This window comes from Tenggerimyces flavus, assembly GCF_016907715.1.
Taxonomy (GTDB): Bacteria; Actinomycetota; Actinomycetes; order Propionibacteriales; family Actinopolymorphaceae; genus Tenggerimyces; species Tenggerimyces flavus.
This window is the reverse complement of the sequence record NZ_JAFBCM010000001.1, coordinates 6,347,560-6,368,112: the sequence shown is the minus strand read 5'-3', so window position 1 is coordinate 6,368,112 and position 20,553 is coordinate 6,347,560. Positions and strand designations below refer to the sequence as shown.

Annotated in this window: 20 protein-coding genes and 1 riboswitch; of the genes, 11 read left to right on the top strand and 9 right to left on the bottom strand. The window is 70.0% G+C overall.

The features are described from left to right. Positions 1-2 precede the first annotated feature (2 nt). The 4 genes from kdpC to kdpF all read right to left on the bottom strand — a co-directional run bounded on the left by kdpC (position 3) and on the right by kdpF (position 4,427). Positions 3-596 (bottom strand): K(+)-transporting ATPase subunit C, encoded by a 594-nt coding sequence (gene kdpC, locus JOD67_RS29910; RefSeq protein WP_205121043.1) that lies wholly within the window; start codon positions 594-596, stop codon positions 3-5. Further along, the gene (kdpB, locus tag JOD67_RS29905) at positions 593-2,611 is read right to left on the bottom strand and encodes a potassium-transporting ATPase subunit KdpB (protein WP_275577562.1); all 2,019 of its coding nucleotides are present in this window, start codon (positions 2,609-2,611) and stop codon (positions 593-595) included. Before kdpB ends, kdpC begins: the two co-directional genes overlap by 4 nt. Positions 2,612-2,676: 65 nt before the next feature. Further along, on the bottom strand, positions 2,677-4,338 hold the full coding sequence (kdpA, locus tag JOD67_RS29900; protein ID WP_205121042.1) for a potassium-transporting ATPase subunit KdpA: 1,662 nt from the start codon (positions 4,336-4,338) through the stop codon (positions 2,677-2,679). Next, positions 4,338-4,427 carry a K(+)-transporting ATPase subunit F gene (gene kdpF / locus JOD67_RS40540; protein ID WP_205121041.1) on the bottom strand — a complete coding sequence of 30 codons (90 nt, stop codon included), beginning with the start codon at positions 4,425-4,427 and terminating at the stop codon, positions 4,338-4,340. Before kdpF ends, kdpA begins: the two co-directional genes overlap by 1 nt. A 215-nt stretch (positions 4,428-4,642) precedes the next feature. Here kdpF and JOD67_RS29890 point away from each other — a divergent pair, with 215 nt between their 5' ends. Further along, a complete protein-coding gene (locus JOD67_RS29890; RefSeq protein WP_205121040.1) occupies positions 4,643-5,440 on the top strand; it encodes an SDR family NAD(P)-dependent oxidoreductase in 798 nt (265 codons plus the stop codon). Between the two features lies 1 nt (position 5,441). Here JOD67_RS29890 and JOD67_RS29885 read toward each other — a convergent pair whose 3' ends face one another. Continuing rightward, positions 5,442-6,152 (bottom strand): hypothetical protein, encoded by a 711-nt coding sequence (locus JOD67_RS29885; RefSeq protein WP_205121039.1) that lies wholly within the window; start codon positions 6,150-6,152, stop codon positions 5,442-5,444. 124 nt (positions 6,153-6,276) lie between these two features. Here JOD67_RS29885 and JOD67_RS29880 point away from each other — a divergent pair, with 124 nt between their 5' ends. Both JOD67_RS29880 and JOD67_RS29875 read left to right on the top strand, forming a co-directional pair. Continuing rightward, a complete protein-coding gene (locus tag JOD67_RS29880) occupies positions 6,277-7,182 on the top strand; it encodes a GNAT family N-acetyltransferase (protein ID WP_205121038.1) in 906 nt (301 codons plus the stop codon). Positions 7,183-7,267: 85 nt separating this feature from the next. Beyond that, positions 7,268-7,987 (top strand): class I SAM-dependent methyltransferase, encoded by a 720-nt coding sequence (locus JOD67_RS29875; protein ID WP_205121037.1) that lies wholly within the window; start codon positions 7,268-7,270, stop codon positions 7,985-7,987. Here the strand turns inward: JOD67_RS29875 and JOD67_RS29870 are convergent. Together JOD67_RS29870 and JOD67_RS29865 are read right to left on the bottom strand one after the other, a co-directional pair. Beyond that, on the bottom strand, positions 7,977-8,531 hold the full coding sequence (locus JOD67_RS29870; protein ID WP_205121036.1) for a class I SAM-dependent methyltransferase: 555 nt from the start codon (positions 8,529-8,531) through the stop codon (positions 7,977-7,979). The two genes, JOD67_RS29875 and JOD67_RS29870, sit on opposite strands and share 11 nt — an antisense overlap. Beyond that, on the bottom strand, positions 8,528-9,094 hold the full coding sequence (locus JOD67_RS29865) for a GNAT family N-acetyltransferase (RefSeq protein WP_239554102.1): 567 nt from the start codon (positions 9,092-9,094) through the stop codon (positions 8,528-8,530). Before JOD67_RS29865 ends, JOD67_RS29870 begins: the two co-directional genes overlap by 4 nt. 18 nt (positions 9,095-9,112) lie before the next feature. On the opposite strand from JOD67_RS29865, the gene thiE reads away from it, so the two are divergent. From thiE to JOD67_RS29835, 6 genes are all read left to right on the top strand, one after another. Continuing rightward, complete coding sequence (thiE, locus tag JOD67_RS29860; protein WP_205121034.1) at positions 9,113-9,766, top strand: thiamine phosphate synthase; 654 nt, start codon at positions 9,113-9,115, stop codon at positions 9,764-9,766. A gap of 1 nt (position 9,767) precedes the next feature. Next, a riboswitch (TPP riboswitch) is annotated at positions 9,768-9,874 on the top strand. Beyond that, positions 9,870-10,919, top strand: coding sequence for a glycine oxidase ThiO (thiO, locus tag JOD67_RS29855; RefSeq protein WP_205121033.1), 1,050 nt, complete (start codon positions 9,870-9,872; stop codon positions 10,917-10,919). (Overlaps the previous riboswitch by 5 nt.) Further along, positions 10,910-11,110: a sulfur carrier protein ThiS gene (gene thiS / locus JOD67_RS29850; RefSeq protein WP_205121032.1), complete on the top strand. Its 201-nt coding sequence runs from the start codon at positions 10,910-10,912 to the stop codon at positions 11,108-11,110. Before thiO ends, thiS begins: the two co-directional genes overlap by 10 nt. Positions 11,111-11,112: 2 nt before the next feature. Continuing rightward, positions 11,113-11,874, top strand: a complete 762-nt coding sequence (locus JOD67_RS29845; RefSeq protein WP_205121031.1) for a thiazole synthase — start codon at positions 11,113-11,115, stop codon at positions 11,872-11,874. Positions 11,875-12,008: 134 nt separating this feature from the next. Next, positions 12,009-13,964, top strand: a complete 1,956-nt coding sequence (locus tag JOD67_RS29840) for a TIGR03960 family B12-binding radical SAM protein (RefSeq protein WP_205121030.1) — start codon at positions 12,009-12,011, stop codon at positions 13,962-13,964. Between the two features lie 336 nt (positions 13,965-14,300). Then, on the top strand, positions 14,301-14,759 hold the full coding sequence (locus JOD67_RS29835) for a GNAT family N-acetyltransferase (RefSeq protein ID WP_205121029.1): 459 nt from the start codon (positions 14,301-14,303) through the stop codon (positions 14,757-14,759). Here the strand turns inward: JOD67_RS29835 and JOD67_RS29830 are convergent. Beyond that, a complete protein-coding gene (locus JOD67_RS29830) occupies positions 14,756-15,781 on the bottom strand; it encodes a putative hexosyltransferase (RefSeq protein WP_205121028.1) in 1,026 nt (341 codons plus the stop codon). The two genes, JOD67_RS29835 and JOD67_RS29830, sit on opposite strands and share 4 nt — an antisense overlap. Before the next feature lie 65 nt (positions 15,782-15,846). Then, positions 15,847-16,740, bottom strand: a complete 894-nt coding sequence (locus JOD67_RS29825; RefSeq protein ID WP_205121027.1) for an alpha/beta hydrolase — start codon at positions 16,738-16,740, stop codon at positions 15,847-15,849. Positions 16,741-16,753: 13 nt separating this feature from the next. On the opposite strand from JOD67_RS29825, the gene JOD67_RS29820 reads away from it, so the two are divergent. Further along, a complete protein-coding gene (locus tag JOD67_RS29820; protein ID WP_205121026.1) occupies positions 16,754-17,605 on the top strand; it encodes a TIGR03936 family radical SAM-associated protein in 852 nt (283 codons plus the stop codon). Between the two features lie 119 nt (positions 17,606-17,724). Then, positions 17,725-20,355, top strand: coding sequence for an Rne/Rng family ribonuclease (locus tag JOD67_RS29815; RefSeq protein ID WP_205121025.1), 2,631 nt, complete (start codon positions 17,725-17,727; stop codon positions 20,353-20,355). The last annotated feature ends 198 nt before the right edge of the window (positions 20,356-20,553 follow it).

Sequence of the window (20,553 nt, the reverse complement as noted above, 5' to 3'; positions counted from 1 at the left end):
GTTCACCCCGCCGAAACCGAGGTCAGGGCGAGGTTGAGCTCGAGCACGTTCACGTGCGGCTCACCCATGAAGCCCAGGACCCGTCCGCTGGTGTGGTCCGCGACGAGCTGCCGTACCTGGGCGACGTCCAGGCCGTTGGCCTGCGCGACCCGTTCGACCTGGATCGCCGCGTAGGCGGGGGAGATGTCCGGGTCGAGCCCGCTCCCGCTCGCGGTCACCGCGTCGGCGGGCACCGACGACTCCGGGACGCCGTTCTCCTGCGCGACCGCCGCCTTGCGTTCTTGGACGGTCTTGAGCAGGTCTTCGTTCGTCGGACCAAGGTTGCTGGCCGCGGAAGCGAGGCCGTCATACCCGTTCTCACCCGCGGCTGACGGACGAGAGTGAAACCACTCCTCGCCTTCGAAATTCTGCCCGATCAGCGAGGAACCGACGACCTGCCCCTCTCGCTCGATCAGCGATCCGTTGGCCTGGTCGCGGAACGCGACCTGGCCGATACCCCAGACCAGGAACGGGTAGGCCAGCCCGAGAATCACGGTCAAGGCGAGCAGAGTCCGCAGCGCCGGCCAGAGTTGACGAATGGTGAGCACGTGTTTCACCCGATCCCAGGAATGAGCGAGATGAGCAGATCGATGAGTTTGATGCCGATGAACGGGACGACGATCCCGCCGAGCCCGTAGATCCACAGGTTGCGCCGCAGCATGTTCGCCGCCGACGTCGGCTTGTACCGAACACCCCGCAGCGCAAGGGGAATCAGCGCGATGATGATCAATGCGTTGAAGATGACCGCCGACAGGATCGCCGACTCCGGCGTCGACAGCCGCATGATGTTGATCGTGTCGAGCCCGGGGTAGACGGAGGCGAACATCGCCGGGATGATCGCGAAGTACTTCGCGACGTCGTTCGCGATCGAGAACGTGGTCAGCGCGCCCCGCGTGATCAGCAGCTGCTTGCCGATCTCGACGATCTCGATGAGCTTCGTCGGGTTGGAGTCGAGGTCGACCATGTTGCCGGCCTCTTTGGCGGCCGGCGTTCCGGTGTTCATCGCGACACCGACGTCGGCGGCGGCGAGAGCGGGCGCGTCGTTCGTACCGTCGCCGGTCATCGCGACGAGCTTTCCGCCCTCCTGTTCGCGCCGGATCAAGGCCATCTTGTCCTCGGGCTTGGCCTCGGCGAGGAAGTCGTCCACGCCGGCCTCGCGAGCGATCGCCTCCGCGGTCAGTGGGTTGTCGCCGGTGATCATCACCGTCTTGATCCCCATCTTGCGCAGCTCGTCGAAGCGGTCGCGCAAGCCCTCCTTGACGATGTCCTTGAGGTGGATGACGCCCACCACGCGGGCGGATCCGTGCCGGCGCTCACCGACGACGAGCGGCGTACCACCAGAGGAGGAGATCTCGTCCACGCGGGCCGCGGTCTCCTCGGGGATGATCCCGTCGAGCTCGCGTACCCAGGAGACGACCGCGGACGTCGCGCCCTTGCGGACCTGGTGGCCGTCGGGCTGGTCGATGCCGCTCATCCGGTTCTCCGCGGTGAACGGGATGAACGTGCTGCCGAGCAGTTCCCGGCCGCGCAGACCGTAGCCCTCCTTGGCCAACACGACGACGGAACGTCCTTCCGGCGTCTCGTCGGCGAGGCTGGCCAGCTGGGCCGCGTTCGCCACGTCCGCGGCCGAAACACCGCCGACGGGGATGAACTCCACGGCCTGGCGGGCGCCGAGCGTGATCGTTCCGGTCTTGTCGAGCAGCAGCGTCGAGACGTCACCCGCTGCCTCGACCGCGCGGCCGGACATCGCCAGCACGTTGCGCTGGACGAGCCGGTCCATGCCCGCGATGCCGATCGCCGACAGCAGCGCGCCGATCGTCGTCGGGATGAGGCAGACGAGCAGGGCGACGAGGACGACGATCGACTGCGGGTCGCCGGAGTACGCGGCCATGGGCTGCAGCGAGACGATCGCGAGCAGGAAGATGATCGTCAAGCTGGACAGCAGAATCGTGAGCGCGATCTCGTTCGGCGTCTTCTGCCGGTCCGCGCCCTCGACGAGCGCGATCATCCGGTCGATGAACGTTTCGCCAGGCTCGCTGGTGATGCGGATGACGATCCGGTCCGACAGCACCTTCGTACCGCCGGTCACCGCGCTGCGGTCACCGCCGGACTCGCGGATGACCGGCGCCGACTCGCCGGTGATGGCCGACTCGTCGACGGACGCGATGCCGTCGACGACCTCGCCGTCGCCGGGGATGACGTCCCCGGCCTCACAGACGACGAGATCGCCTACGTGCAAGGCGGTTGCGGTGACGCGTTCCTCGACCCCGTTGTGAGCAGGGCCGCGCAGCAGGCGTGCCTCGGTCTCGGTCTTGGCACGCCTCAGCGTGTCGGCCTGCGCCTTGCCGCGCCCTTCGGCGACGGCCTCGGCGAGGTTGGCGAACAGCACGGTCAGCCAGAGCCACGCAACGATCAGCCAGCCGAAGAAGGACGAGTCGGTGATCGTGAAGACCGTGGTCAGGACGGCGCCGATCTCGACGACGAACATGACCGGGTTCTTGATCATCTTGCGCGGGTCGAGCTTGCGGAACGCGTCCGGCAGCGATTTCACCAGCTGGGCTGGGTCGAACAGGCCCCCAGCGACGCGGTGGGGAGCGGCCGACTGCTCGGCCGGCTTCTCCAGGGTAGGGGTGGTGGTCACGAGAGTCCCTCCGCGAGCGGACCGAGAGCAAGAGCTGGGAAGAACGTCAACCCAGCGACGATGAGAGTGACGCCGGTGAGCATGCCGACGAACAGCGGTGACTGCGTACGCAGCGTTCCGGCGTTCTCGGGCACCGAGCCCTGGTTGGCGAACGAGCCGGCGAGGGCGAGCGCGAGCACGATCGGGATGAACCGGCCGAACAGCATGGCCAGGCCCAATGCCGTGTTGTAGAAGGGCGTTCCGGACGAGAGGCCGGCGAACGCAGAGCCGTTGTTGTTGCTCGCCGAGGCGAACGCGTACAGCACCTCGGACAGTCCGTGCGGGCCCGGGTTGAGGATCGACGATCGTCCGACGTCGAGCGACATCGCCACCGCGGTGCCGATGAGCACCACCGCCGGGGTGGCCAGGATGTACAGCGAGACCAGCTTCATCTCGCGGGCGCCGACCTTCTTGCCGAGGTACTCGGGCGTCCGGCCGACCATCAGGCCGGCGACGAACACCGACAGCACGGCGAGGATCAGCATGCCGTACAGACCGGTTCCAACCCCGCCGGGCGCGACCTCGCCGAGCAGCATCGACAGGATCGTGACGCCGCCGCCGAGCGCTGTGTACGAGGAGTGCGCGGAGTCGATCGCACCGGTCGAGGTCAATGTGGTCGAGACTGCGAACAGCGGTGAGGACGAGACGCCGAAGCGGGTTTCCTTGCCCTCCATCGCGGCGCCGGCCGCCTGCAGCGCGGAGCCCGGGTGGGCGTACTCGGCGGCGTACGCGGCGATCACGAAGCCGACCCAGATCAGGCCCATCGCGGCGACGATCGCGTAGCCCTGGCGCAGGTTGCCGACCATCCGGCCGAACGTCGCGGGCATGGAGAACGGGATCAGCAGCAGCAGGAAGATCTCGAACAGGTTGGTGAAACCGTTCGGGTTCTCGAACGGGTGCGCCGAGTTCGCGTTAAACGGGCCACCGCCGTTCGTGCCCAGCTCCTTGATGGCTTCCTGGGTGGCGATCATGCCGCCGGGCAGGCTCTGGTCGCCGCCGGTGAGCGTCTGCAGCTCGGTCGGCGCCATGAGGTTCTGGATCACGCCGCTGGCGAGCAGGATGAGCGCGGCGACGATCGACAGCGGCAGCAGGATGCGCAGCGAGCCGCGGACCAGGTCGACCCAGAAGTTGCCGAGCTCGTTGGTCCGCCGCCGTACGAAGCCGCGCACGAGCGCGACGGCGACGGCCATGCCGACCGCGCCGGAGACGAAGTTCTGGACGGTGAGGCCGGCCATCTGGACCAGGTGGCCCATCGTCGACTCACCGGAGTACCACTGCCAGTTGGTGTTGGTGACGAACGACACCGCGGTGTTCCACGCGCCGTCCGGTGGCACGGCGGACATCCCCATGCTCAGTGGCAGGAACGCCTGCAGCCGCATGAACGCGAAGAGGAACAGCACCCCGACGAACGAGAACGCGATCACGCTCGCCGCGTACCCGATCCAGCGCTGCTCGGCGTCGGGGTTGACGCCCAGGACGCGGTAGAGCCCGCGTTCGACCCTGCTGTGCTTGGTGCTGGAGTAGACGCCTGCCATGTAGTCGCCGAGCGGGCGGTGCACGACCGCGAGCAGGGCGATCAGGAACGCGACCTGGAGAACGGTCGCCAGACCATTGCTCACTAGAACTTCTCCGGTCTGATGAGGGCGATGACGAGGTAGATGACGAGCAGTACGGCGATGACGAGGCCGACGACGTTCTCGACGTTCACAGCTTCGCCGCCCCTCGCGCCACGAGGGCGACGATCGCGAACGCGACGATCGTCAGTACGACGTAAATGACGTCGCCCATGGAGGTACTCCGATCTTCGAGTTGGTCCGCCTAGTAGTGAAGGCCCGCGGTCTGGTGCCGTGACACAGCGTTAGCGACCCCCTAGCGCGCCTTGACGAGCTCTTGACGCGTTCTTGACGCCGCTACGCTCCCGGGATGGCCAGGGTCGATTACAGGAAGCAGACGGTGCTCGTCACCGGAGCGAGCTCGGGGATCGGGCTCGAGTTCAGCCGGCGGCTTGCGGCGCTTGGTTCTTCTCTGGTGCTGGTCGCGCGGCGGGAGTCTCGGCTGTTGGAGTTGGCCGAGGAGTTGCGTGCCGCGTACGGCGCGACTGTGCACGTCGTGCCGGCCGACCTCGCCGTTCCGGGGACCGGCGGTCGCCTGGCCGCGGAAGTGACTCGTCTCGGTGTGACGGTGACGAGCGTCGTGAACAACGCCGGGTTCGCCACCACCGGTCCGTTCCACGACGAGGAGCTGGAACGGCTGCACCAGGAGATCGCCGTGGACATCACCGCGGTCGTCGACCTGTGCCGTGCGTACATCGGTCCGCTCCGCGCCAGGGGAGACGGGTTCCTCGTCAACGTGGCGAGTGTCGCCGCGTATCAGTCGACGCCGCACCTGGCGGTGTACGGCGCGGCGAAGGCGTTCGTGCTGAGCTTCACCGAGGCGCTGTGGGTGGAGTCGGGCGGTACTGGCCTGCGGGTGATGGCGCTGTGTCCCGGCGCGACCCGTACCGAGTTCTTCGACGTCGCCGGCGGCGAAGGCGCGCGTGGCGTGCGCCTTTACACGGCCGACCAGGTCGTCACGACGGCGCTGCGTGCGCTGGACCGCGAGCGGACTCCGCCCAGCGTCGTCGTCGGGCGCGTCAACCGGCTGCTGGTCTTCCTCTCCCGCCACTTCGCGTCCCGCTCGCTGGTCGCCCGGGTGGCGGGCCGGATGGTCGCGAGCGACTGAGCTACTCGACCTTGGCGAGCGCCTTGGCCAGCAGTGGTTCGAGGCGTACCTCGTCGGCCTGCTTGTCGAAACCGGCCGCGCTCAGGGCGGTCATGGCGCTGCCCTCGGCGACCATGACCACGTTCCCACCGAACGGCAGCTCGGACAGCTCGCCCTGGAGCCGGCCGGTCGTCCGGAACGCGAGTGTCGCGTCGCCCTGCTTCGGGAACGACAGCAGCGTCGTCTCGTACTCGGTCGTGAACCCGTCGGCGGAGAGCCCGGTGAAATGGCGGCAGGCGGGCAGCGCGTTCCGCAGCCGGTCGACGAACGCGCCGAGGTCGTCCTTGCTGGACATGACGGTGTGGGTGAGTCGCGGTCCGTCCTCGCCGAGCTGGAACTCCGCGGTGGCGGTCGTGACGTTCGGGATGCCGTTCTGCGGCCGCATCACCGCGCGGCAGGACGCCGGCGCGATCTTCGACTCCGACTCGCTCCCGGGCGGGACCTTGCGCCAGCCCGACGGGAGGTCGGCCAGCGTGAGGAGGGCGAAGCGGAGCCGCTTGGCGTCGAGCGGGCTCGGCGAGGGGCTGGGCGCGGTGATGGTTGGTGACGCGCTGGCCGTCGGCGCCGGCGAGCCGGTGGTCGGGCTCGGTGCCGGTGGTGGCTGTCCGCCGCAGCCGGCCAGGGCCAAGACGCAGATCGCGAGTATGGATGCCCTCTTCGTCCCCGTATGCACGTGCGCATTCTGGCAGGGCTCTCGCGCAATTCGGGGGCGCGCGGGGCCCGGGCTCGGGCATGATGTCGATCGGGATGTCGGTCCAGGGCACGCGACCGTACGAAGGAACACGAGGAGCTGTGCCATGCCTGCTGACGTGACGATCCGACCCGTGGACGGCGAGGCCGACTTCCGCGCCTGGCGCGAGGTCCGAGTCGCGGTCACGCCGAACGAACGGGTCGCCCCGCTCGAGGAGATCATCCGCGGGGTCAAGCCGGACGACCGGCATCTGTTGGCGATCGTCGGCGATGCCGTGGTCGGCTCGGGCCACGCGGGACGCGCCTCGCGGAAGGGACACTCCTGGGTCATGCCGCGCGTCGTTCCGTCCTTCCAGCGCCGCGGGATCGGGACCGCCTTGCTGCACGAACTGGTGGCGCACGTGCAGGCGCTCGGCTTCGACGAGGTCGACACGATGGCCGACGACCCGGGCTCGGTGGCGTTCGGGACGCGGTTCGGGTTCTACGAGTACGACCGGCAGGTCGAGCAGATCCGCTCGATCGGGACCGAGCCGTGGCCGACCGCGCCGGCGGGTGTGGAGATCGTGACGCTGGCCGAACGGCCGGACCTGACGCGCGAGTTGTACGACAACGTCGGCACGCAGGCGTTCGAGGACATGGCGATCGACTCGCCCCTGGTGGTGTCGTACGAGGACTGGGAAGGCGACTGGATCACCGACCCGGAGGCGACGTTCGCCGCGCTCGCCGACGGCGAGGCGATCGGGATGGCCGGCTTCAACCTCGACCCCGACGAGCCCACCCGCGCCGAGCACGCGCTCACGGTGGTGCGCCGCGACTGGCGCGGACGAGGCGTCGCCGCGGCGTTGAAGCGCTGCACGCTCGCGTGGGCGGCGGAGAACGGTCTGGTCGAGGTCTACACCTGGACCCAGCGGGGGAACGCCGACATGCGAGCGCTGAACGAGCGTCTCGGCTTCACGTACCGCACCGAGAGCATCTCCCTGCGCTCGCCGATCCCCCTGAAGCTCCCCGCGTGACCCGCCGCCCGTTGAATGAAGGGCACCTTCATTCAATAGGTTCGAATGAAGGTGCCCTTCATTCAAACCGTTGGGGGTGGTGGAGGTGAACCGGTCGGCGGAGACGTACGCGGACTTCTTCCTGCCCCGCTTGAGTCCTGAGGCCCGCGTGCTCGACGTCGGCTGCGGCGACGGCGAGATCACGCTCGGCCTGGCCGCGTACGCGGGCTCGGTGGTCGGCGTCGACCTCGCCGACGACTTCGCGGAGCCGACGGAGAACGTGACCTTCCAGGACGGCAGCGTGTACGACCTGCCGTTCGCCGACGGCGAGTTCGACGCGGCGTTCGCGCACTCGATGCTCGAGGCCCTGGAACGGCCGGTCGACGGACTGGCCGAGCTGCGACGGGTACTTCGTCCCGGGGGAGTGGTCGGGGTGGCGTCGGTGGAGTACAGCGGCCTCATCCTCGCCGGACCGCACGCCGAGCTGCTGCGCCGGTTCTACGCGATCCGCGAGCGGCTGTGGCAGCTCGGCGGTGACGATCCGTACCGCGGCCGCGAGCTGCGCGGCCTGCTGCACGAAGCCGGCTTCGTCGACGTCGAGGCGACGACGAAGTCGATCCCGTACGGCACCACGGCGGCCGTCCGCGAGTTCGGCCGCGACCGCGCCGCCCAGGTGCCCGGCGGCTACACCGACGCCGCGCTCGAACACGACCTGGCGACGAAGGAAGAGCTCGCCGAGATGGAGCGGGCCTGGCTGGAGTGGGGCGAGTCGCCCGCCGCCTACCTCGCGTTCGCCTGGTGCCGCGCGGTCGGGGTCAAGCCCTAGCCTCGAACATGAAGTGGTCTTCGTCGACCGTGACCTTCGGGTCGGCGAAGCCGGCGCGCCGCAGGCGGTCGGCGAGGCCGGTGGGGTCGACCGGGTTGTAGATGTCGTCGTGGTGGAACTCCCGCAGGTCGTCGCTCGCCCTGCTGTCCGACCCGGCGAACACGCCGCCGGGCCGGAGCACGCGGTGGGTCTCGGCGAAGATCTGGTCCTGCAGCTCCTCCGTCGTCACGTGGTGCAGCATCGTGAAGCACACCGCCGCGCTGAACCGCTCGTTCTCGAACGGCAGCGAAGCCGCGTTGCCGCGCACCACGGTCACGTCCGGGTAGAGCCCGGCGAGCCGGTCCGCGAGCTGCTCGTCGATCTCGATCGCGGTCAGCTTCGGCGTGAGCTGGCGGAGCTCGGCCGTCGTCGGGCCGTAACCGGGCCCGATCTCCAGGACGTCCTCGCCGAGCTCGAGCGCCCCGACGACTCCGGGGATCACGTGCACCCGGATGGCCTCGGCCCACTCCTCGGACGAACAGAACGCGGCGTGTTCGGAGTTCATGCCTCCACGTTAGCCGCGTCGAGCTCGCGCCAGCGGTCGGCGGTGAGGCGGTAGAGGACGTGCCGCTTGAACGGGTGGCCGTCCGGTACGCGCGGGTGGTCGAAGTCGTCGGCGGGGTCGTGGGTCATGCCGAGCTTTTGCATGACGTTCTGGGACCGGACGTTCGGCACGCAGGTCATCGACACGATGTCGGTCAGGCCGGCCTCCTCGAAGCCGTACCGGACGGCTGCCTGCGCACCCTCCGTCGCGTAGCCCTTGCCCCATCCCGCGCGGGCCAGGCGGTAGCCGATCTCGAACGCGGGCGTGAAGTGGGCGTCGAACGTCTGGTAGAAGAATCCGATGAAGCCGAGGAACGTCCCGGACTCGATCTCCTCGGCCGCCCAGAGCCCGAAGCCCCGTTGAGCCCAGCCCTCCTCAATGCGGTCGACGAAACCGTCGCTCTCCTCGTGGGTCATCGTCGAGACGAAGAACTCCATTACAGCGGGGTCGGCGTTCATGGCAGCGAAAGGCTCCCGATCCTCTTGACGCCAGGGGCGGAGGATCAGGCGTTCGGTCTTCAGCATCCACATAGGGTGCCGTACGTGCCCGGACTCGACGCAACTGAAATCCGCCAGCGCCTCAACGACGCCCACCTCTATCTCTGCACCGACGCGCGCCACGATCGCGGCGATCTCGCCGAGTTCGTCGACGCCGCGCTCGCCGGCGGCGTCGACATCATTCAGCTGCGGGACAAGGGGATCGAGGCCAAGCCGGAGCTCGCGGCGCTCGAGATCCTGGCCGAGGCCTGCCACCGGCACGGCGCGCTGCTCGCGGTGAACGACCGCGCGGACATCGCCCGGATCGCCGGTGCCGACGTGCTCCATCTCGGCCAGGACGACCTGCCCGTCACGTTCGCCCGCGCGGTTGCCGGCGAGGACATCGCGATCGGCCGTTCGACGCACGACACCGACCAGGCGAGCGCCGCTGCGGTCGAGGACGGCGTCGACTACTTCTGCACCGGGCCGTGCTGGCCCACGCCGACGAAGCTCGGCCGGCCCGCGCCCGGGCTGGAGCTCGTACGGGCGACCGCTTCGGCTAAGCCCGAGCGGCCATGGTTCGCGATCGGCGGCATCGACGAGCGGCGCCTGCCCGAGGTCCTCGCGGCCGGCGCGACGCGCATCGTCGTCGTCCGCGCGATCACCGAGGCCGAGGACCCCCGCGCGGCCGCGGCCGCTCTCAAGGCTGCGGTAGCGTAGAAGGCGTCCGCACGGGAGCCCGGCGCCAGGGCTGAGAGGGAGCGGGACGCTCCGACCGTGGAACCTGATCCGGGTAATGCCGGCGCAGGGAGCGTGAGGTCTCGTGGTGCACCTCGTCGTCATCGGTGGCGGCGTGATCGGCCTGTCCGTCGCCTGGCGGGCGGCCCAGCGCGGGCACGGCGTCTCGTTGTACGACCCGCATACCGCCCGCGGCGCCTCCTGGGTCGCCGGCGGCATGCTCGCCCCGGTCACCGAGGCGTGGCACGGTGAGGAATCCCTGCTCGACCTTGGTTCCGCCTCGCTCGAACGCTGGCCGTCGTTCGCCGCCGACCTCGGCGATGCCGGTCTGAGTACGGCGGGAACGATCGTCGCCGCCCTCGACCAGGCCGACCGCGCCGAGCTCGACCGGCTCGCCGCGTACGTCGCCGAACGAGGCCGCGACGTCGACGCGCTCACCGGCCGCGCCCTTCGTCAGCTCGAACCCGCGCTCGGGCCGGCCGTGCGCGCTGGCCTGCACGTTCCCGGCGACCTGTCCGTCGACAACCGCCAGCTGCTGAGCGCGCTCCGGGACGCATCTGCGCAGGCTGGGGTTCGGTTCGCGGCGACCGTCCCCGAAGCCGACGTCACGGTGATCGCCGCCGGAGCGTGGAGCGGCAGCCTGCACCCCCTGCTCGAGAAGCTCGTCCGACCGGTCAAGGGCGAGATCCTCCGGCTCGAGGCTCGTTCGGGCGCGCTCCCGCCGCCGACCCGCACGATCCGCGGCCACGTCGAAGGCCGCCACGTCTACCTCGTCCCGCGCGCGAACGGGCTCGTGGTCGGCGCGACGCAGTACGAGTCCGGCTTCGACCTCCACCCGAAGGCCGGCGGCGTCCGCGACCTGCTCAACGACGCCGAGCAACTGCTGCCCGGCATCACCGAGTACGCGCTCACCGAGGTGACCGCCGGACTCAGGCCGGGGAGTCCCGACAACCTCCCGCTGGTCGGTTGGCTCGAGCCGGGCGTGATCGTCGCGACCGGCCACTACCGCAATGGGCTCCTGCTCGCCCCGATCACTGCCGACACCGTCGTCGCGCTACTCGAAGACGAGCCGATCCCGCCCGAGGCGAAGGCTGCCGACCCGATCCGTTTCACGGAAGGATCCCCATGGAAATAAGGGTGAACGGCTCCTCGCGCCACTTCGCCGGCGACCTGACCGTCGCCGCGTTGCTCGAACTGGTCGACGCCCCGAAGACCGGTGTCGCCGTGGCGATCGACAGCAGCGTGGTGCGGCGTGCGGAGTGGCCGACGACGTACGTCCGCGACGGCGCGGTCGTCGAGATCCTCACCGCCGTTCAGGGAGGTTGAGCATGGACGACCCGTTCCTGTTCGCCGGCCAGGAGTTCTCCAGCCGGCTGATCATGGGCACTGGGGGAGTGGCGAATCTCGCGATCCTCGAGTGCGCGCTGGTCGCGTCCGGCGCCGAGATCACCACGGTCGCGCTGCGGCGTACCGACACCTCCGGCGGTCCCGGTCTGCTCGACCTGCTGAAGCGCCTCGACATCGCGCCGCTGCCGAACACCTCCGGCTGCCGTACGGCAGCCGACGCCGTCCTCACCGCGCAACTGGCGCGCGAGGCACTCGGCACCGACTGGGTCAAGCTCGAGGTCGTGTACGACGACCGGATGCTGCTGCCCGATCCGGTCGAGCTGCTCGACGCCGCCGAGCGGCTGGTCGACGACGGGTTCCAGGTGCTCCCGTTCAGCAACGACGACCCCGTGCTGGCGCGCCGCCTGGAGGACGTCGGATGCGCGGCGGTCATGCCGCTCGGCTCGCCGATCGGGACCGGGCTCGGCATCCGCAACCCGCACAATCTGGAGCTGATCGTCGCTGGCGCGAACGTTCCCGTCGTTCTCGACGCGGGCATCGGCACCGCCTCCGACGCCGCGCTGGCGATGGAGCTGGGCTGCGCCGCGGTGATGCTCGCCACGCCCGTGACCAGGGCGAACGACCCCGAACGGATGGCCGCCGCCATGCGCTTCGCCGTCGACGCCGGCCGGCTCGCCAGGCTCGCCGGCCGCATCCCGCAACGCCACTGGGCCGCTCAAGCTTCCAGTCCCCAGCTACCCTAGCTTTGTCTGGTCGCGGTCCGGATCGCTCAGTTTCGCCAAAGCCGGTCCGCAACCTGACGGTGGACGGTCCGGCTTCTTCGACGATCCGGCCGCTCCGTGTAGCTGCCCCTTCCCCCGACGAGAGCTTCGAGGCCGTGAACTCGATCTTCCCCCAGCTGGAGCCGCTGCTTCCGCTCGTGCAGAAGCCGATCCAGTACGTCGGCGGCGAGCTCAACCAAACCCTGAAGGACTGGGACTCCGTCCAGGTCCGCTGGGCCCTCATGTACCCCGACGCGTACGAGGTCGGCCTCCCCAACCAGGGCGTGCAGATCCTGTACGAGGTGCTGAACGAGCGCGACTGGATCCTCGCCGAGCGCACCTACTCGGTCTGGCCGGACCTCGAGAAGCTGATGCGGGAGAACGACATCCCGCAGTTCACCGTCGACGCGCACCGTCCGGTCGGCGCGTTCGACGTACTCGGCGTCTCGTTCTCGACCGAGCTCGGCTACACCAACCTGCTCACCGCGCTCGACCTCGCGGGCATCCCGCTCGAGGCGCGCGACCGCGGCGACGAGCACCCGATCGTGCTCGCCGGCGGGCACTCAGCGTTCAACCCGGAGCCGATCGCCGACTTCCTCGACGCCGCCGTGCTCGGCGACGGCGAGGAGATCGTGCTGAAGATCTCCGACATCGTGCGCGAGTGGAAGGAAGAGGGCTCGCCCGGCGGGCGCGACGAGCTGCTGTTCCGGCTCGCGGCGACGGGCGGGGTGTACGTACCGAAGTTCTTCGACGTGGACTACCTGCCGGACGGGCGGATCCGCCGCGTCGTGCCGAACCGTTCGGGGGTGCCGTTCCGCGTCATCAAGCACACGCTGATGAACCTCGACGAGTGGCCGTACCCGAAGAAACCCCTTGTCCCGTTGGCCGAAACCGTGCACGAGCGGTTCTCCGTCGAGATCTTCCGCGGCTGCACGCGCGGCTGCCGGTTCTGCCAGGCGGGCATGATCACGCGGCCCGTACGCGAGCGCAGCATCTCCACCATCGGCGACATGGTGAAGAACGGCATCGAGTCGTCCGGCTTCGAAGAGGTCGGCCTGCTGTCGCTGTCGAGCGCCGACCACTCCGAGATCGGTGACGTCGCGAAGGGCCTCGCGGACCAGTACGAGGGCACGAACGTCTCGCTGTCGTTGCCCTCCACGCGCGTCGACGCGTTCAACATCACGCTGGCGAACGAGCTGTCCCGCAACGGTCGCCGGTCGGGTCTGACGTTCGCGCCCGAAGGCGGCAGCGACCGGCTGCGCCGCGTGATCAACAAGATGGTGTCCGAGGAAGACCTCATCAAGACCGTCGCGACGGCGTACTCGAACGGGTGGCGGCAGGTGAAGCTGTACTTCATGTGCGGCCTCCCGACCGAGACCGACGAGGACGTGCTCGCGATCGCAGAGCTCGCGAAGAAGGTCATCGCGACCGGGCGTGAGGTGTCGGGGCGGCGCGACATCCGTTGCACGGTGTCGATCGGTGGCTTCGTACCCAAGCCGCACACGCCGTTCCAGTGGGCTGGGCAGGCCGCGTGGGAGACGGTGGACGCGCGGCTGGACAAGCTCAAGTCGGCGATCCGGACGAGTCGCGAGTTCGGCAAGGCGATCGGCATCCGCTACCACGACGGGCAGCCGTCGGTGGTCGAAGGACTGCTGTCCCGCGGCGACCGTCGCGTGAGCCGCGTGATCCGCGCGGTGTGGGAGGACGGCGGCCGCTTCGACGGGTGGAGCGAGCACTTCTCGTACGAGCGTTGGGTTTCCGCCTGCGCTGAGGCGTTGGCTTCGGAGCCGGTGGACCTGGACTGGTACACGACGCGGGAACGCGACGAGGCCGAGGTGCTGCCCTGGGACCACCTCGACGCGGGACTGGACCGCGAGTGGCTGTGGGAGGACTGGCAGGACGCGATCGACCCTTCCGGTGCGGTGGAGGTCGAGGACTGCCGCTGGACCCCGTGCTTCGACTGCGGCGTGTGCCCGCAGATGGACACCGAGATCCAGATCGGCCCGACCGGCAAGAAGCTGCTCCCGATCGCCGGCGTCACCCAAGGCCGCGAGGCCCTGCTCGCCAAGTAGCCCCAGCGCCGCCGCCGGCGGTTTGGATGAAGGGCACCTTCATCCAAACCGCCGGCTGAGGCGCTGGTGGTGTGTCGCGATGACCTGTGGTGCTGGTCTGGCTGGGTCGGGGGCACCCTGGTCCGAACCTATGGGACCAGGGGGCCCCTCACCCCAACCGTTCGCCGCCGCCTGAGCTTGGGTCGGGGGCACCCCTGTCCGGACCTATGGGACCTGGGTGCCCCCGACCCAAGCCGGCCAGGCACGTTCGCGGTCTCCACCGGGGCGTTTGGATGAAGGTGCCCTTCATCCAAAACCGGTGGGCGGTGGGTGCGGTGGTCTGCCAGAGTCGGGCGCGTGACCGTGGTGAAGGTACGTCGGGCGAGCGCGGAGGACGTACCAGCGCTCGCAACGCTGCGCAGGGCCTGGACCGAGGAGCAGAACGGCGAGGTCGTCGACCCGAACTTCGAAGCCCGCTTCGCCGAATGGTTCGCCACCGAGTCCGGGCGGCGGGTCGCCTGGATCGCCTCGGTCGACGACCGCCCGATCGGCATGCTCAACCTCGCCGTGTTCACGCGGATGCCCCGGCCGGGCGTCGAGCCGAACCGGTGGGGCTACATCGCGAACGTCTTCGTCCTCGAGGCGCACCGCGACAGCGGCGTCGGCCGGCTGCTGGTCGAGGAGGCGGTCACGTTCGCCCGCGACGAGGACCTGGTCCGCCTCGTCCTCAGCCCGTCGCCCCGTTCGGTCCCGTTCTACGAGCGCGCCGGCTTCGCGACCACCGACAGGCTGATGATGTGGACGCCAAAGGCCTAGGGCGGCGCCTGCCCGACCACGAGCGAGTAGCCGCCGTACGCGGCCGAGGCCAACGTCAGCAGGCCGAGCACCAGCGCGGGCACCCAAGGCCGGGCTCGCGCGAGCCGGTCGGCGAACGGGAGCAGCAGCGGGAACGCGGGGACGAGCAGCCGTGGCCGTGAGTTGAAGTATCCCGTTCCCAGCAACGCCAACGCCACCGTGCTTGAGCTGAAGACGGCCAGCGAAGGCAGCGGATAACGCGCGATCGACCACACCAGCAGAGCGATTACGAGCAGGTACGACACGGCGACGGCCACGCCCAGCCAGGGCGGCAGCGCGAGCATCCACTGGACCGCGGCCTGCCCGAGATCCATCGACTTGTTCCACTGCTCGAGCACGTGGAAATACCCGAGCGGCTCACCGGTCCGTATGCCGACCCACGCCACCCAGCCGAGGTACCCCAGTGCCGCGAGAGCCGCCCCGACCAACGGCCGCCACAGGAAGCGGCGCTCGCGCACGAGCTCCAGCAGCGCCGCGACGCCCACCGCCGCGACCAACGCTGGAGCGGACGGCCGGGTCAGCCCGGCCAACGAAGCCAGCAGACCCGCCACCAACCAGCGCTGAGTCAGCGTCGCGTACAGACACCACGCGGCCATCGCGGTGAACAGCGACTCCGTGTAGGCCATCGTCTGCACGTGCGCGATCGGCAACGCCGCCCACAGCAGCACCAGCATCGTCCCGACGCGCCGTCCACCGACGTGCGCGCCGACCGCGAAGACACCCCACGCCGCGACCAGGCACGCGAGCCACGACAGCACCAGCCCCGCGGCAGGCAGGTCCAGCGGCGTCCAGGCCGCGACAAAGCGCATCAGGTACGGGTACAGCGGCGAGAACATGTAGTCCGGATGCACGACGCCCGGCGCGTGCAGCACGAAGCCGTACCCGTTCTCCGCGATGCGCTGGTACCAGACCGCGTCCCACCGATCCGCGATCAGCCGGTACGCCGACTCGTCCGCCACCCGAGCCCAAAGAGCCAACGCCACAAGGCAAAACCCGCGGATCGCGACATAACCCAGTAGCGCGGGCGCCGCCCGGCGAAGAGACGAGATCACCTGACGAGCAGCGCCTGACCGAGGAACCCGCCGACCCGTTCGGCATACGCCTCAGGCGAAGCCTTCAGCGCGTCGTTGTGGCCGGCGTTCGGCACGTCCCACAGCTCCGCCCGCGCGGCACCGCGCGCGGCGGCGAGCAGCTTGCGGCTGATCTTCGGGGCGGCGACCTCGTCGAGGTCGCCGTGCACGAGCAGCACGTGCGGCGCGTTCCGCAGCCGGCCCATCGCGCGGATCGGCCGCTGCCTGCGTTCCATCCGCGGATAGAGGACCTGGGACAGCTTCATCACCAGGTACTGCGGGAGGTACGGCCGCCAGTAACTCGGCAGCGAGTACCAGGGCGCCTCGGCGACGACCGCGGAGTACGGGTGCTCCGGCAGCGCGAGCGTGCAGAGCAGGTGCCCGGCGCCGAACGACGTACCCACGCCGATCACCGGCCGCTCCGGTGCCCGCGCCTTCGCGTACTGGCCGACGGCGATCAGGTCGGTGGGGAAGTCGATCGCGACCGGTGGGCTCTCACCCCAGCCGTTGAAGTCGAACACGATCACGTCGTACCCGAGCTTGCGGAACAGCTCGGCGTGCCCGCGCCGCAGCCAGAACCCCTTCGCGGCGACGGTCGCGGGATGGGCGAGGACGACCGTGCCGAGCGGCGGCTTGCGGACGACCGCGCCGAGGTCGCGATGGTCGGCGGCGCCGAGCAGCCCGACGAGGTGGGTCCGCCCGCGCGGGATGGTGATCGGCGTCCAGCGCGTCCGGTCGACGTCGTCCGGCCAGCGCCACGGACGCATGAACGGGCCGAAGTACAGCTTCCGGAACGCCTTGCCGATCAAGATCTCCCCGCCCTCCTGGCCCGGACGTCGAGGGTAGCTGCCGACGTGCCGTCGCCGTCGCATATCGTCGCAGGTGATGAGCCCTTCCCGTCCGCCCGAGCGCAACACGCCGCCGGTCGTCCAACGCCTTCGGCTGCGGTACGCCAAGCGTGGGCGCCTGCGGTTCAGCAGCCACCGCGACTTCCAGCGGGCGCTCGAACGCGCGATTCGGCGGGCCGGCGTTCCGATCGGCTTCTCGGCCGGGTTCAGCCCGCACCCGAAGATCTCCTACGCCGGAGCGGCCCCCACGGGCGGCGCGAGCGAGGCGGAGTACGTCGAGCTGGGCGTCACCGTTCCCTGCGACGTCGAGGCCGTCCGTACGGCCCTGGACGCCGCGCTACCGGACGGGCTGGACGTGCTCGAGGTGGTCGTCGCCAGCGGTTCCAGCCTGGCCGAACGGCTCGAGGCCTCGCACTGGCAGATCGCGCTGCCAGGCGTGGAACAGGCGGCCGTGGACGCCGCGACCAGCGCGTTCTTGGAGCGCGACCTGATCGAGGTCGAGCGCATGACCAAGAACGGACGCCGCGTGTTCGACGTGCGCGGAGCGGTGCTCCGGTTGGGTGCTCCAGAGCGCGGCGCACCCGAGATGGTGGAAACGTGTGCGATACTGTCCGTGGTCGTCCGGCACAGTACTCCCGCCGTTCGACCCGACGATGTCCTCGCCGGACTCCGCCTGGTGTCTGGCCTCGAGTTGCCGGCCCCGCCTCGTGCGACCAGGCTGGCGCAGGGGCCCTGGGACGAGGAATCCGGCACCGTGAGCGACCCGCTTGGGCCCGACCGCGACGCCTCTGCCGAGGCAGCTTCCGCGGCGGAGTCGACGGTCACCGCCTCCGGTGCCGCTGGCCAGGGCGCCGTCGCGGCACCGCCCGCCGGCTCAGTTCTTTCCTGAGTCGAACGAACGGATGCCGGACCACGACGACTTCGTCGCCCCGGTCGCCGGCCGGGTCGACGCCAGAGATGGATTCCCGTGTGGCGAGAAAGCCCGGGGATCGACAGGAGAGCGACTGAATGCTCGAAACCGAGCAGGGCGCGAACAGCGCCGATAACAGCACCACCGAACAGACCGCTGCCGGTACGCCGGCCAGCGAGGCGGCGCCGAAGCGGCGCCGTACCACCACCCGGAAGAAGGCCGCCGCGGCGCCGGAGGCAGCTGAGGCTGCCACCGAGACGCCTGCAGAGCAGCCCGCGCCGGCAAAGAAGACCACCCGCAAGCGGACGACCAAGAAGGCCGCGGCCGTCGAGGCCGACGTGCCGCTCGTCGAGTTGCCCGCCGCCGAGGCTCCGGCCGAGGCGCTCGCGGAGAAGCCGGCCCGCCGGACCCGTACGCGCAAGGTCGCGGCGAAGATGGAGGCCGCGGCCGAGCCCACCACCGAGCCGTCCGCCGAGCCCGAAATCGTCCTGGAGACGCCGGCCAAGCCGGCGCGCAAGTCGACGCCGGCCGTGACGTTCCAGCAGCCGAGCCTGCTGTTCCAGCCGCCGGAGCTGCCGGAGGAGGCCGCCGCCGAGAAGGCGCCCGAGAAGACGCCTGCGAAGACACCTGCGAAGGCTCCCGCGAAGGCGACGTCGAGGGCCGCGAAGAAGACCGCGAAGGTGGCCGAGCCGGCCCCGGAGCCGGTGGCCGAGGTCGCCGAAGTGGTCGAGGACACCGAGACCGACGAGGGCACCAGCCGTCGTCGCCGTCGCCGGGGCGGACGCCGACGCGGTGGCCGTACGGGCGAGGACGACGCCGAGGGCACCGAGACCACCGAGGAGCCGGCTGCCGAGGCTCCCGCCGAAGCTGACGCCGAAGGCGACAGCGACGAGGGCGAGGACGGCGAGGGCACCGGCTCGCGCCGTCGCCGGCGTCGGCGCCGCCGCAAGGGCGAGGCCGTCGAGGGGTCCCCGGACGACCCCGAGCACACCGTCGTCAAGGTGCGCGAGCCGCGGACGAACGAGAGCGGCGTCACCTCGGTCGAGGGCTCGACCCGCCTGGAGGCCAAGAAGCAGCGCCGCCGCGAGGGCCGCGAGGCCGGTCGCCGGCGCCCGCCGATCCTCACCGAGTCGGAGTTCCTGGCCCGGCGCGAGTCGGTCGACCGCACGATGGTCATCCGCCAGCACCACGACCGCACCCAGATCGCGGTGCTCGAGGACGACGTTCTCGTCGAGCACTACGTGGCCAAGGAGACCCAGACGTCGCTGATCGGCAACGTCTACCTCGGCCGCGTGCAGAACGTGCTGCCGAGCATGGAGGCCGCGTTCATCGACATCGGCCGCGGCCGCAACGCCGTGCTGTACGCCGGTGAGGTCGACTGGGACGGCCTCGGCCACTCCGGTCAGCCGAAGCGGATCGAGATGGCGCTCAAGTCCGGCCAGCAGGTGCTCGTCCAGGTGACGAAGGACCCGGTCGGCCACAAGGGCGCGCGGCTCACCAGCCAGATCTCGCTGCCCGGCCGCTACCTGGTCTACGTCCCGCACGGCTCGATGAACGGGATCAGCCGCAAGCTGCCCGACACCGAGCGGAACAGGCTCAAGACGCTGCTGAAGGACATCGTTCCCGACGAGGCCGGCGTCGTCGTCCGGACTGCTGCCGAGGGGGCGAGCGAGGACGAGCTGTCCCGCGACGTCGCCCGTCTCACCGCGCAGTGGGAGTCGATCGAGAAGAAGTCGAGCAACGGCGCCGGCAACGCGCCGGAGCTGCTGTACGCCGAGCCGGACCTGCTGATCAAGGTCGTCCGCGACCTGTTCACCGAGGACTTCGCCAAGCTCGTCGTCGCCGGTGACGACGCCTGGGACATGGTCGAGGGGTACGTGAGCCACGTCGCGCCGCACCTCGCCGAGCGGTTGGAGCGCTGGACGTCGCCCGACGACGCATTCAGCTCGCACCGGATCGACGAGCAGATCGTGAAGGCACTGGACCGCAAGGTCTGGCTGCCGTCCGGTGGCTCGTTGGTCATCGACCGGACCGAGGCGATGACCGTGGTCGACGTCAACACCGGGAAGTTCACCGGTGCGGGCGGCAACCTCGAAGAGACCGTCACGAAGAACAACCTCGAGGCGGCCGAGGAGATCGTCCGGCAGCTCCGGCTGCGCGACATCGGCGGCATCATCGTCATCGACTTCATCGACATGGTGCTCGAGTCCAACCGCGACCTGGTGCTCCGCCGCCTGGTCGAGTGCCTGGGCCGGGACCGCACCAAGCACCAGGTGGCGGAGGTCACCTCGCTGGGGCTGGTGCAGATGACGCGCAAGCGCATCGGCACCGGGCTGGTGGAGGCGTTCTCCGAGCCGTGTGACGTCTGCAACGGGCGCGGGATCAAGGTGCACCTCGACGTCGCGGCGTCGTCCTCTGGATCGTCGTCGTCTTCCTCCTCCGACGAGGAGGGCGGCGGTGGCCGCCGGTCGCGGCGTCGCCGTCGCGGTGGCGGCGGGAACGTTCAGCCGGGTGCCGAGTCGACCGACGCCGAGGCTGCCGAGGCAGAGGAGACCGCCGAGGCGGTCGAGGTGACCGAGGAACCGGACGTCACGGAGCCGACTGAGCTGCCGACGCCGCGCGAGGAGGACGAGGCGGGATCGGTCGCCGACGCGGTCGAGCCCGACGTCGAGCCGGTGCCGACCCGTTCGCGTCGACGTTCACGCAAGCGCGTGGCCGCCGCCAAGTAGCTTGGTCGCGCTGGCGCGCTCCGGGCCGGGTGCTTGAAACGTGGCCCCTTCCCTCTGGCCGAAGGGGCACGTGGTCACTCGGGTGCGGGGACGTACGGCCAGAGCGAAAGGACCACGGCACCCGGCGGGTAGCCAGTTGGTCTGACGCACAGGGCGTCATGTACCATCGAACGTCGGCGTAGAAGTGCGCTGACTACT

Coding starts and splice junctions, on each gene's coding strand:
- JOD67_RS29890 (WP_205121040.1), top strand. CDS start 4,643: ATGGCCAGGGTCGATTACAGGAAGCAGACGGTGCTCGTCACCGGAGCG.
- JOD67_RS29880 (WP_205121038.1), top strand. CDS start 6,277: ATGCCTGCTGACGTGACGATCCGACCCGTGGACGGCGAGGCCGACTTC.
- JOD67_RS29870 (WP_205121036.1), bottom strand. CDS start 8,531: ATGAACTCCGAACACGCCGCGTTCTGTTCGTCCGAGGAGTGGGCCGAG.
- JOD67_RS29865 (WP_239554102.1), bottom strand. CDS start 9,094: ATGCTGAAGACCGAACGCCTGATCCTCCGCCCCTGGCGTCAAGAGGAT.
- thiS (WP_205121032.1), top strand. CDS start 10,910: ATGGAAATAAGGGTGAACGGCTCCTCGCGCCACTTCGCCGGCGACCTG.
- JOD67_RS29845 (WP_205121031.1), top strand. CDS start 11,113: ATGGACGACCCGTTCCTGTTCGCCGGCCAGGAGTTCTCCAGCCGGCTG.
- JOD67_RS29825 (WP_205121027.1), bottom strand. CDS start 16,740: ATGCGACGGCGACGGCACGTCGGCAGCTACCCTCGACGTCCGGGCCAG.
- JOD67_RS29820 (WP_205121026.1), top strand. CDS start 16,754: ATGAGCCCTTCCCGTCCGCCCGAGCGCAACACGCCGCCGGTCGTCCAA.
- JOD67_RS29815 (WP_205121025.1), top strand. CDS start 17,725: ATGCTCGAAACCGAGCAGGGCGCGAACAGCGCCGATAACAGCACCACC.